The sequence below is a fragment of the Mycobacterium asiaticum genome (genome assembly GCF_001668675.1).
Lineage (GTDB): Bacteria > Actinomycetota > Actinomycetes > Mycobacteriales > Mycobacteriaceae > Mycobacterium > Mycobacterium asiaticum_D.
In genome coordinates, this window is record NZ_LZKQ01000233.1 from 1 (window position 1) to 11483 (window position 11483).

10 protein-coding genes and 2 pseudogenes are annotated in these 11483 nt (G+C 67.6%); 4 read left to right on the forward strand and 8 right to left on the reverse strand.

What is annotated here, in order from left to right; translation table 11 throughout:
• Positions 1-249 (forward strand): HNH endonuclease signature motif containing protein (locus tag A9X01_RS20270; RefSeq protein ID WP_172832573.1); only part of this gene is annotated, 249 nt, incomplete at its 5' end.
• A gap of 19 nt (positions 250-268) precedes the next feature.
• On the opposite strand, the gene A9X01_RS20275 is transcribed toward A9X01_RS20270, so the two are convergent.
• Entirely contained in the window at positions 269-2317 is a 2049-nt protein-coding gene (locus A9X01_RS20275) for an NAD(+) synthase (protein WP_065122469.1), read from the reverse strand.
• A gap of 83 nt (positions 2318-2400) precedes the next feature.
• On the opposite strand from A9X01_RS20275, the gene A9X01_RS20280 reads away from it, so the two are divergent.
• Positions 2401-3234, forward strand: coding sequence for an NAD-dependent protein deacetylase (locus A9X01_RS20280; protein ID WP_065122470.1), 834 nt, complete (start codon positions 2401-2403; stop codon positions 3232-3234).
• On the opposite strand, the gene A9X01_RS30075 is transcribed toward A9X01_RS20280, so the two are convergent.
• Positions 3218-3391, reverse strand: coding sequence for a hypothetical protein (locus A9X01_RS30075; RefSeq protein WP_155767991.1), 174 nt, complete (start codon positions 3389-3391; stop codon positions 3218-3220). The genes A9X01_RS20280 and A9X01_RS30075 overlap by 17 nt on opposite strands.
• A gap of 206 nt (positions 3392-3597) precedes the next feature.
• Positions 3598-4857, reverse strand: a complete 1260-nt coding sequence (locus A9X01_RS20285; RefSeq protein ID WP_065122471.1) for a cytochrome P450 — start codon at positions 4855-4857, stop codon at positions 3598-3600.
• 125 nt (positions 4858-4982) lie between these two features.
• Here A9X01_RS20285 and A9X01_RS20290 point away from each other — a divergent pair, with 125 nt between their 5' ends.
• Positions 4983-5630, forward strand: a complete 648-nt coding sequence (locus A9X01_RS20290; protein WP_065122472.1) for a TetR/AcrR family transcriptional regulator — start codon at positions 4983-4985, stop codon at positions 5628-5630.
• Here A9X01_RS20290 and proB read toward each other — a convergent pair.
• The 5 genes and pseudogenes from proB to rne all read right to left on the reverse strand — a co-directional run.
• A complete protein-coding gene (gene proB, locus A9X01_RS20295; protein ID WP_065122473.1) occupies positions 5627-6742 on the reverse strand; it encodes a glutamate 5-kinase in 1116 nt (371 codons plus the stop codon). The genes A9X01_RS20290 and proB overlap by 4 nt on opposite strands.
• A complete protein-coding gene (obgE, locus tag A9X01_RS20300) occupies positions 6742-8193 on the reverse strand; it encodes a GTPase ObgE (protein ID WP_065122474.1) in 1452 nt (483 codons plus the stop codon). The genes proB and obgE overlap by 1 nt, the downstream gene beginning before the upstream one ends.
• A gap of 56 nt (positions 8194-8249) precedes the next feature.
• The gene (rpmA, locus tag A9X01_RS20305; RefSeq protein WP_036358471.1) at positions 8250-8516 is read right to left on the reverse strand and encodes a 50S ribosomal protein L27; all 267 of its coding nucleotides are present in this window, start codon (positions 8514-8516) and stop codon (positions 8250-8252) included.
• A 14-nt stretch (positions 8517-8530) separates the two neighbouring features.
• Entirely contained in the window at positions 8531-8842 is a 312-nt protein-coding gene (gene rplU, locus A9X01_RS20310) for a 50S ribosomal protein L21 (RefSeq protein ID WP_065122475.1), read from the reverse strand.
• A 183-nt stretch (positions 8843-9025) separates the two neighbouring features.
• Positions 9026-11179, reverse strand: a pseudogene (gene rne, locus A9X01_RS20315) (ribonuclease E); the annotation flags it as partial.
• Here rne and A9X01_RS20320 point away from each other — a divergent pair.
• Positions 11150-11483: pseudogene (locus A9X01_RS20320) on the forward strand (ribonuclease E/G); the annotation flags it as partial. The pseudogenes rne and A9X01_RS20320 overlap by 30 nt on opposite strands.

Sequence of the window (11483 nt, forward strand, 5' to 3'; positions counted from 1 at the left end):
CCCGCCTACCACAGCGAGGTCCACCACGTCACCGGCTGGACCACCACCGGGCGCACCGACATCACCGACCTCACCCTGGCGTGCGGACCCGACAACAGACTGGCCGAAAAAGGCTGGACCACCCGCAAAAACGCCCACGGCCACACCGAATGGCTCCCACCGGCCCACCTCGACCACGGCCAACCCCGCATCAACACCTTCCACCACCCGGAGAAACTCTTCGCGGACGACGACGACGAACCCGCTTGACGTCAGGGAAGTTTGGCGGTCAGTCCTCGGGGATCTCGCGCTCGATTTGGTCGAGCCAGATCTTCGCGGACATATCCGACGGCGCACGCCAATCCCCGCGCGGCGACAACGAGCCGCCGAAGGACACCTTGGGCCCGTTGGGCAATGCTGAGCGCTTGAACTGACTGAACGAATAGAACCGTTTGACGAACACCTGCAGCCAGTGGCGAATGTCCTTCAGCGCATAGCTCGGCCGCTTGTCCTCCGGGAAGCCGGGTGGCCAATTGCCGCGCTCGGGGTCGCTCCACGCGTGCCAGGCCAGGAACGCGATCTTCGATGGCGGGAACCCGTAGCGCAGCACCTGGAACAGCGAAAAGTCCTGCAGCGCGTACGGTCCGACCTTGGCCTCGCTGCTCTGCAGTTCCTCTTCCTCGCCGGCGGGCACCAGTTCGGGGGTGATCTCGGTGTCGACGACCGACTGCAGGACGTCGGTCACCTCCTTCTCGAACTGGTCCGAGGAGATGACCCAGCGGATCAGGTGCTGGATGAGCGTCTTGGGCACACCGCCATTGACGTTGTAGTGCGACATCTGGTCACCCACACCGTAGGTGGACCAGCCCAGCGCGAGCTCCGAAAGATCCCCGGTACCAAGCACAATGCCGCCGCGCTGGTTCGCCAGCCGGAACAGGTAGTCGGTGCGCAGCCCGGCCTGCACGTTCTCGAAGGTGACGTCGTAGACCTTCTCGCCGCGCGCGAACGGATGCCCGATCTCCTCGAACATCCGCTTGGCGGTCTCGCGGATATCGATTTCCTCGAACGTGATACCGAGCGCCTCACCGAGTTTGATCGCATTGTTCTTGGTGTGCTCGCCGGTGGCGAAGCCCGGCAGGGTGAAGCCCAGGATGTCACTGCGCGGGCGGCCCTCCCGGTCCATCGCCTTCGCCGCGACGATCAGCGCGTGCGTGGAATCCAGCCCGCCGGACACACCGATGATCACCTTCGGGTAGTCCAGCGCCCGCAGCCGCTGTTCGAGCCCGGCGACCTGAATGTTGTAGGCCTCGTAGCAATCCTGTTCCAGCCGTTCGCGATTCGCCGGGACGAACGGGAAGCGTTCGATGTTGCGCAGCAGGCCGATGTCGCCGTCCGGCGGGTCGACGCGAAACTCGATGCGCCGGAAGGAGTCCGCGACCGCCCGATGGTGGCGGCGATTGTCGTCGAAGGTGCCCATCCGCAACCGCTCGGAGCGCAGCAGCCCGGTATCGACATCGGCGACCGACCGCTGCTCCTCCGTCGGGAACCGCTCGGAGCACGCCAGTTGGTTGCCGTTCTCCCAGATCATGGTCTGGCCGTCCCAAGCCAGGTCGGTCGTCGACTCGCCCGGCCCGGCGGCGGCATACACGTATGCGGCCAGACACCGCGCCGACGCGGAGCGAGCCAGCAGGCACCGGTCCTCGGCCCGGCCGATGGTGATCGGGCTACCCGAGAGGTTGGCCAGGACCGTCGCGCCGGCCAGCGCCGCCGAGGCACTGGGCGGCACCGGCACGAACATGTCCTCACAGATTTCGACGTGCAGCACGAAGTCCGGAAGGTCCGAGGCGGCGAACAACAGGTCCGAACCGAACGGGACCTCGACATCGAGGCGACCGATGCGAATCGTGCCGCCCTCGCCGTTGCCGGGCGCGATCTGCCGACGTTCGTAGAACTCCCGATAGTTGGGCAGATACGACTTGGGGACGACGCCGAGCACCTCGCCGCGGTGGATGACCACCGCGGTGTTGTAGATGCGGTGCAGATGCCGCAGCGGGGCGCCCACCACCAATACCGGCAGCAGGTCGGCCGACGCGGCGACGACCTCGCCCAATGCCTCTTCGACCGAGTCCAGCAGGGAATCCTGCAGCAGGATGTCCTCGATCGAGTAGCCCGACAACGTCAGCTCGGGAAATACCGCCAGCGCCACGCCGTCGTCATGACACTGGCGCGCCAAACCGAGGACGGCCGCGGCATTGGCCGGTGGGTCGGCCATCGCGGTGTGGTGCGTGCACGCAGCCACGCGGACGAACCCGTGCCGGTATGCGGAGTAGAAGCTCATTGCCCTCCATTCTCGCGTTACTGTCGCATCCCCGAAGTCGACGTCAGATGACGGGGTGTCCATCAATGCTTAGTCTCGGTTGAGTGGAATCTCCCGAGCTCGTCGCGCTGCTGTCCGGTCGCCGGGTTGCGGTGCTGACTGGCGCGGGACTGTCCACGGATTCGGGCATACCCGATTACCGCGGGCCTGACTCGCCGCCCAGCAATCCCATGACCATCCGCCAGTTCACCTCTGACCCGGTGTTCCGGCAGCGGTACTGGGCGCGCAACCACGTCGGCTGGCGGCACATGGACGACACTGCGCCCAACGCCGGACACCGGGCGCTGGCCGCGTTGGAACGGTCAGGTGTGGTGACCGGTGTCATCACGCAGAACGTCGACCTGTTGCACACCAAGGCGGGCAGCCGCAACGTCGTCAATCTGCACGGCACCTACGCGCAGGTGGTGTGTTTGAGTTGCGGCTTCACGATGAGCCGGGCCGCGCTGGCCGAACAACTGGAAGCGCTCAATCCCGGCTTCATCGAGCGTTCCGAAGCCGTCGGCGGGCTGGCGGTGGCCCCCGACGCCGATGCCGTCGTCGCCGACACCACGTCGTTCCGCTACCTGGATTGCCCGCGCTGCGCCGGCATGCTCAAACCCGACATCGTCTACTTCGGCGAGAATGTCCCCAAAGAGCGCGTGGCACAAGCGTATTCGTTGGTGGACGCAGCCGAAGCGCTGCTGGTGGCCGGGTCGTCGCTGACGGTGTTCTCCGGCTATCGATTTGTGCGGCACGCGGCCGCGGCCGGCATTCCCGTCGCGATCATCAACCGTGGCCGGACCCGCGGTGACGACCTGGCCGCGGTCAAGGTGGACGGCGGCTGTTCGGGGCTGTTGGCATTGTTGGCCGACGAACTCGTGATCAGCGCGTCTTTCTGACCTCGGCGACGAACTGTTGCCCCCGGTTGTCGACCACCTGCCAGGAGTAGGGGCCGATGACCCGAGAGCTACCGAGCAGTTGTACCGCGAGTCGCGCGTCCTGTTCGCTGGAAATGCCATCGACCCGACGGCCGTGCGATGTTGTCAGTGCCCACATGATGAACTCCCATGTTTCGCTTCGTTGCGACCGGCATGGCGGCCGTCTCTTGATGCGAAAAAGCATGTCGGAGGCGGCTGTACAAAAACTCTAAGAATTCTTGGAACACATCAGCGATACCAGTGACGACACAATTCGGTCACTGGACACGAGCCAGAGCACAGCACCACGAACCTGCGCGACCGTACTCCCCTAGCGCGAGTTCATCAAAAAGTGCAGGGCATGGCGCGAATGGCATGCACGAAATTGCCCGCGAGGTACGCCGGTTCGCCCGCCTGAATGTCGGGCAGCTGACGGAGCAACTCGCCGAAGATGGCTCGCAGCTGGGCGCGAGCCACGTGGGCGCCGAGGCAGAAATGCAGCCCGCCGCCACCGAAGCCGACGTGCGGGTTGGGGCTACGGCTCAGGTCGAACCGCTCGGGGTGGTCGAAGGCCTCGGTGTCCCAATTGCCCGAGGCGTAGAACATGACGACCTTCTCGCCCGCGCGGATCTGCTGTCCGCCGAGCTCGAAATCCGTTGCGGCGGTGCGCCGAAATGTCATGACCGGGGTCGCCCAGCGGATGAACTCCTCGACCGAGGTGCCGATGCGATCCTCGAAGGCCGCCATCAGCCAGGCCCGTTCGGCGGGGAAGTCGGTCAGGGCCTTCAGCCCATGGCTGATGGTCTGGCGGGTGGTGTCATTGCCGGCGACGGAGAGCAGCACGAAGAAGGCGGCCACCTCGGCATCGGTGAGCCGGTCGCCGTCGACTTCCGCAGTCACCAGGCTGCTGAACAAGTCCTCACCCGGGTTCTCGCGACGCTCTGCGGCCAGTTCGCCGGCTACCTGGTGCAAGTACGCCTGGTTCTCGAACAGCACCTCCAGGCGGTTACGCCCGTTGAGGAAAACGGGATCGGCCCACGACACCAACGCGTCGGCCGCGTGCGCCACCTGCTGCCGATGGGATTCAGGTATGCCCACCATGTCGGAGAGCGTCCGGATCGGCAGCTCTTTGGCGCAGTATTCAACGAAATCGACGCCGCTGCCGGCGGAGCGCAGTTCCTCGACGATGGCCCTGGCGTTCGCGTTGATCGACTCCTCGATCCGCCGGACCTGCCGGGGAGTGAATGCCGCGTGGGCGAGCTTGCGCAGCTTGGTGTGCCGCGGCGGGTCCATGGCCAGGAACGACTGCGATGCTTCGAGCAACTCCTCGGGGACGTTCGCGAACATCACCCCCTTGCCCGACAAGAAGACCTCGCTGTTGCGGCTGACCGCGACGATGTCGGCCCGGCGGGTGACGGCCCAGTACCCCGGATCGTTCGGATCGTGCAACAGGTCGTCCTCGACCGGCCGTTGCCAGCTCACCGGGCGCTCGGCCCGCAGCACGGCGAACGAGCGTTCCCGCTCGGCGGCCGTGGTGGACCAGAACTTCCGCGAGGACACGTCGACAGAGTCGTACGGACGGGTGTTGGTCAGCGTCGCTGTCATATGGCGATCCCCTCCTCGGAACCGGCTATGACGCCGGTCACGCATTAGCACGACCATATGTCTAGACACTATGTCTAGTCAAGACGTCCGACATGGGGTTATGCTGCAGCAAACAGGGAGGTGCTATGCCGTCCGTGACCCGCAACCCGCAGGCCAAGCGCCAGGAGCGGCGCCAAGACATGGAACGCCGACTGCTCGACGCCACTGAGCGGTTGATGCGCGAGGGCGCCAGCTTCACCGAGCTCAGCGTGGATCGGCTGGCCACCGCGGCGGGCATTTCCCGCGCCACCTTCTATATCTACTTCGAGGACAAGGGCCACCTGCTGCGCTGCCTGGCCGTCCAGGTGTTCACCGATCTGGCCGACGACGGCGAGCGCTGGTGGGGCGTGGCCGGCCGCCACGATCCCGCCGACGTGCAGGCGGCGATGGCCGGGATCGTTACGAGCTACCGGCGGCACGAACCGGTGCTGACCGCGCTCAACGAGATGGCGGCCTACGATCCCACGACGGCGGCGACCTACCGCGAAATCCTGACCGCGATCTCTCGGCGACTCACCCGGGTGATCGTCGACGGCCAGGCCGACGGTGCGATCCGGCGGGAGCTGCCGGCAGACATCACCGCCAGCGCGCTGACCTGGATGGTGGAGCGAGCCTGCCAACAGAACCTGCCGACGCACCCGAACGAGGCGGACCCCGAGTACGACGAATTGCTGGCCGCTACGCTGGCCGAAATCGTCTGGGGCGCACTATATCTCAAGCCCGCCCACAGCTAGACGGGCGACACCGCGACCAGGTCGTCCGCGTGCACCGCGGGTCGGCGCAACTCGGCCGGCAGATCCGAGGTGGACCGGCCCACCATCGTCGCCAACTCGGCCGCGTCGTAGGCGACCACTCCGCGCGCCACCACGGCTGCATCGGGCCCACAGATCTCGACGACGTCGCCGCCGAAGAACCTGCCCGACACCGCGGTGATACCCGCCGGCAGCAGCGAGCGGCGTTGGCCCACCACCGCACGCACGGCGCCTTCATCCAGGGTCAGGGAGCCGGTGGATTCGGCGGCGTATCGCACCCAGAACCGGCGCGCCGACATGCGCTCAGCCCGCGGGGCGAACACCGTGCCCACCGAGGCGTCGGTGAGCGCGGCGGCCGCGGCCGTTGCGGGGGCTAGCAAGACGGGCACCCCGGCATCCGCGGCCAACAGCGCCGACGACATCTTGGAGGCCATGCCCCCGGTCCCGAGATGACTGCTTTGGCCTGCAACCACGCCGGCCAGGTCGGCCGGACCCGTCACCTCCGGAATGAACCTCGCGCCCGCGTATTTGCGCGGGTCCGAGTCATACAGGCCGTCGATGTCGGACAGCAGCACCAGGGCGTCCGCACCGACCAGGTGGGCCACCAGCGCCGACAGTCGGTCGTTGTCGCCGAACCGGATCTCGTTGGTGGCCACGGTGTCGTTCTCGTTGACGATCGCCACGGCGTGCAGGGCCCGCAGTCGGTCCAGGGTCCGCTGGGCGTTGGTGTGCTGCACCCGCATCGAAATGTCGTGCGCGGTCAGCAGCACTTGGCCCACGGTGCGCCCGTACCGGGCGAACGCGGCGCTCCACGAGTTGACGAGGGCCACCTGCCCGACACTGGCGGCGGCCTGCTTGGTTGCCAGATCCTTTGGGCGACGGGGCAATCCGAGCGGTTCCAAGCCCGCGGCGATGGCACCCGAGGAGACGATGACGACGTCGGAACCCGCCTTCATCCGGGCCTCGATGGCGTCGACGAGTTCGGCCAGTCGGCTCGCGTCGAACATGCCGGCCTCGGTGGTCAGCGCGGTGGTGCCGACTTTGACGACGACGCTGCGCGCGGTCCGGATGGCCTCCCGATGCGGACTGGTCATCAACCGCCACCCGATGACGGGCCCGGTTCGCGACGCCGCCGCCGGGCGGCCTTGCGCTCCGCGGCGCCCACCCGCTCGTTGCGTTCCAGCCGCACGTCGGTACCCCGGCCGGTCAACGGAACCTGGCCTCCCGCAGGGGTTTGCGGCTCCCAGTCGAACGTCATCTCACCGATCGTCACCGCGCAGCCGGGGCGGGCGCCGAGCCGCAGCAGTTCGTCCTCGACGCCCAGGCGGGCCAGCCGGTCGGCGAGATAGCCGACGGCTTCGTCGTTGTCGAAATCCGTTTGGCCGATCCAGCGTTCGGGACGCGCACCGCTCACCACGAAGCCGCCCTCGCCGTCGGGCCGCACGCTGAAGCCGCTGTCGTCGACGGGCACCGGGCGGATCACCGGGCGGCGCGGCATCACAACCGGGCGGGCGGCGTTGTATTCCGAGACCATCTGCCACAGCCCGAAGATCAACGGCTGCAACCCTTCCCGGGTGACCGTCGACACCAGATACACCGGCCAGCCGCGCTCGGCGATCTCGTCGCGGACGAACTCGGCCAGCTCGCGGGCCTCGGGCACGTCGATTTTGTTCAGCACCACAGCCCGTGGCCGCTCGGCGAGGTCCTCCAGCGCGGCATCGCCCTGCAGCGTCGGGGTGTAGGCCGCGAGTTCTGCTTCCAGTGCGTCGATGTCCGAGATTGGGTCGCGGCCCGGTTCCGCGGTGGCGCAGTCCACCACGTGCACCAGCACCGCGCACCGCTCGATGTGCCGCAGGAAGTCCAGTCCCAGGCCACGTCCCTCGGATGCGCCGGGGATCAACCCGGGCACGTCGGCGACGGTGAACGCGTTCTCCCCTGCCGACACCACACCCAGGTTGGGCACCAACGTGGTGAACGGGTAGTCCGCGATCTTGGGCTTGGCCGCCGAGATCACCGACACCAGGGAGGACTTGCCGGCCGAGGGGAACCCGACCAGGCCCGCGTCGGCGACGGTCTTGAGCTCAAGGGTGAGGTCGCGCGCCTGGCCGGGCTCGCCGAGCAGGGCGAAGCCGGGGGCCTTGCGGGCGCGCGAGGCGAGCGCGGCGTTGCCCAGACCGCCCCGGCCTCCGGCGGCGGCCTCGAAGCGGGTCCCGATGCCGACCAGATCGGCCAGCATCCGGCCGTTCTCGTCGAGCACGACGGTGCCGTCGGGGACCTTGACTTCCAGATCCGCGCCGGCCGCGCCGTCTCGGTTGTTCCCCATCCCCTGTTTCCCGGACGCAGCGGTCACGTGGGGACGGAAGTGAAAGTCGAGCAGGGTGTGCACCTGCGGGTCGACGACGAAGATGATGCTGCCGCCGCGACCGCCATTGCCGCCGTCAGGTCCGCCAAGCGGCTTGAATTTCTCGCGGTGTACCGATGCGCAGCCGTTTCCGCCGGAACCCGCGCGCGCGTGAATGACGACCCGATCGACAAATCGAGGCATCGGGCTTCCTCTCAATCAGCCAACGGGTGTGGTCTTCGAACACACCCGCGCTGCGCTCAGTCGGCGCTTTGCCCGGCTGTGACGATGTTGACGGTCTTGCGGCCGTGCTTCACGCCGAACTGGACCGCGCCGGCTTCCTTGGCGAACAACGTGTCGTCGCCACCGCGGCCGACGTTGACGCCCGGGTGGAACTTGGTGCCGCGCTGCCGGACCAGGATCTCGCCGGCCTTGACGACCTGGCCGCCGAATCGCTTGACGCCCAGCCGCTGAGCGGCGGAATCACGACCGTTGCGGGAGCTGGATGCGCCCTTCTTGTGTGCCATGTCTGTCGCCTCTACTACTTGATTCCGGTGACCTTGAGGACCGTCAGCTGCTGACGGTGTCCCTGCCGCTTGTGGTAGCCGGTCTTGTTCTTGAACTTGTGGATGCGGATCTTGGGGCCCTTGGTGTGCTCGAGCACCTCACCGGTGACCGCGACCTTGGCCAGCGCGTCGGCGTCGGTGGTGACATTGGCGCCGTCGACGACCAGGGCGACCGGCAGCGATACGTTCGTGCCCGGCTCGGACTCGAGCTTCTCGACCTTGACGACGTCGCCGACGGCAACCTTGTACTGCTTGCCGCCGGTCTTGACGATTGCGTAGGTCGCCATCGGTGCTCCTGCCTCTTCTGTCTTCTACCTGCGTCGCGCGCGTGTCAGCGACGTGCGCGTGGTGGTCTGGGGTGCGGGTTCAGTCCCACTGTCGTCGAACACATCCATCCGCCGAGCGAAGGGCCTGACGACAACTGTCCAAGGGTACGTGACCAGCGGCTACAGGGTCAAACCGGCCCGTGGTCAGTCAATATGGATCGGGGGTCCGGCCGGCCGGCCGGCCGCGCGCCGCCGGCGGGGACGAGCCGGTGCCGGCGCAACGGCGCCTTCGTCCTCGTCCTCGTCCTCGTCGTCGTCATTGTCATCGTTTTCGTCGTCGGAGTCGTCGTCGGAGTCCTCATCAGAGTCCTCGATCTCGGAGTCTTCGTCGTCCTCGTCGTCGTCCTCGTCGAGGTCTTCGTCGTCGAGCTCGTCGACGTCCTCGTCGTCGAGGTCTTCCTCGTCGTCGTCGAGCTCGTCCGTGTCGTCGTCGTCCTCGTCGCTGTCTTCGTCGGCGTCGTCGAAGTCCTCGGCGTCGTCGGCGTCGTCGGTGTCTCGGGCGGCATCTTGGCTGTCAGCAGCCGGCTCGGGGCTGACGTTCGCGGTCTGCTCGTCGACCTCGGCCGCTTCGTCATCGTGCTCGTCGGTGTCGTCGTCGTCACGCGCCGAGGCACCCGCCGCCATCGCCTTGAACATCGGGTGCTCACCGGGTGCGTGCGCCGGAACCTTCGCCACCACGCTCTTGTCGGCCGCTTCATCCGATCGCGCCTTTTTCGACCGCCGGCTGCGCCGCCCGCCGGACTCGGACTTGCGACTGGTGCTGGGCGCCGAGTCGACCGGGTCGGCGTGCAGCATGATCCCGCGGCCGGCGCAGTGCGGGCACGAACTCGAGAACGCCTCGATGAGCCCGGTCCCCAGCCGCTTACGGGTCAGCTGCACCAGGCCCAGCGACGTCACCTCGGAGACCTGGTGGCGGGTGCGGTCCCGGGCCAGCGCCTCGGTCAGCCGGCGCAGCACCAGGTCGCGGTTGGACTCGAGCACCATGTCGATGAAGTCGATGACCACGATCCCGCCGATATCGCGCAGCCGTAGCTGGCGCACGATTTCCTCGGCCGCCTCGAGGTTGTTCTTGGTGACGGTCTGTTCCAGGTTGCCGCCGGACCCGGTGAATTTGCCGGTGTTGACGTCGACGACCGTCATCGCCTCGGTCCGGTCGATCACCAGGGTGCCACCGGACGGCAGCCACACCTTGCGGTCCATCGCCTTGGCCAGTTGCTCGTCGATGCGGTGGACGGCGAAGACGTCCGGCCCGGCCTGACCGTCCGGCCCAGCCGGGGCCTCGTATTTGGTCAGCTTCGAAACAAGGTCGGGGGCAACGGAATTGACGTACTCATTGATCGTCGTCCAAGCCTCGTCGCCGGAGACGATCAGGCCGGAGAAGTCCTCGTTGAACAGGTCGCGGATGACCTTGACCAGCACGTCGGGCTCTTCGTACAGCGCGACCGCCGCACCGGCGGCCTTCTTTTTGGTCTCCGCGGCCTTGGTCTCGATCTGGCTCCAGCGCTCCTGCAGGCGGGTGACGTCGCCGCGGATGTCCTCTTCTTTGACGCCCTCGGAGGCGGTGCGGATGATGACGCCGGCGTTGGACGGCACCACCTCGCGCAAGATCTCCTTGAGCCGCTGGCGTTCGGTGTCGGGCAGCTTGCGGCTGATGCCCGTCGACGAGGCACCCGGCACGTAGACCAGATAGCGCCCCGCCAGCGAGACCTGGGTGGTCAGCCGGGCGCCCTTGTGCCCGACCGGGTCCTTGCTGACCTGCACCACCACGTAGTCGCCGGGTTTGAGGGCCTGCTCGATCTTGCGGTCCGCGCCGCCCAGACCCGCAGCCTCCCAATTGACCTCACCCGCGTACAGCACGCCGTTGCGGCCGCGGCCGATGTCGACGAAGGCCGCTTCCATCGACGGGAGCACGTTCTGCACGATGCCGAGGTAGATGTTGCCCACCAAAGAGGCCGAGGCCGCCGAGGTCACGAAGTGCTCCACCACGATGCCGTCTTCAAGCACCGCGATCTGGGTGTAGCGCGTGCCCGGGTGCGGCGGTTCGGTGCGGACCCGGTCGCGCACCACCATCACCCGCTCCACGGCTTCACGCCGGGCCAGGAACTCGGCCTCGGTCAGTACCGGTGGGCGGCGACGGCCCGCGTCGCGTCCGTCCCGGCGGCGTTGCCGCTTGGCTTCCAGCCGCGTCGAGCCGTCGATGCCCTTGATCTCGCCGGAACCGGAGTCGGATCCGCTGTCCTGCTTGCCGCCGCTGCGCGGGGCGCGTTCGTGCACCACGGTGTTGGGCGGGTCGTCGGGGGCGGTGAACAGAACGGCGCCGACGGCGACAGCCCGAATCAATCGGGGACCGATACCGAGACCCGTGCGGGCGACGACAGCGACTCGGAGGACGGCAAAGACTCCGACGACGCCGACGACAACGAGAACGAGGACGAGAACGGTTCGGCCGAAGGCGCCAGCCGTCGCCGCCGCCGCCGCAGACGCCGCAAGTCCGGAAACGGCGATGACGGTGACGACGGTCCCGCCCCCGACGACCCCCCCAACACCGTGGTGCCCGCACGCGCCCAGCGCCGCGGCGGCGCCGGCCGCGTCCGGCTCAACT

What these genes read in the sequence shown, in the direction of transcription:
- rpmA (WP_036358471.1), bottom strand. Translation starts at nt 8,516, where the DNA reads ATGGCACACAAGAAGGGCGCATCCAGCTCCCGCAACGGTCGTGATTCC.
- proB (WP_065122473.1), bottom strand. Translation starts at nt 6,742, where the DNA reads ATGACCAGTCCGCATCGGGAGGCCATCCGGACCGCGCGCAGCGTCGTC.
- obgE (WP_065122474.1), bottom strand. Translation starts at nt 8,193, where the DNA reads ATGCCTCGATTTGTCGATCGGGTCGTCATTCACGCGCGCGCGGGTTCC.
- rplU (WP_065122475.1), bottom strand. Translation starts at nt 8,842, where the DNA reads ATGGCGACCTACGCAATCGTCAAGACCGGCGGCAAGCAGTACAAGGTT.
- A9X01_RS20290 (WP_065122472.1), top strand. Translation starts at nt 4,983, where the DNA reads ATGCCGTCCGTGACCCGCAACCCGCAGGCCAAGCGCCAGGAGCGGCGC.
- A9X01_RS20275 (WP_065122469.1), bottom strand. Translation starts at nt 2,317, where the DNA reads ATGAGCTTCTACTCCGCATACCGGCACGGGTTCGTCCGCGTGGCTGCG.
- A9X01_RS30075 (WP_155767991.1), bottom strand. Translation starts at nt 3,391, where the DNA reads ATGTGGGCACTGACAACATCGCACGGCCGTCGGGTCGATGGCATTTCC.
- A9X01_RS20285 (WP_065122471.1), bottom strand. Translation starts at nt 4,857, where the DNA reads ATGACAGCGACGCTGACCAACACCCGTCCGTACGACTCTGTCGACGTG.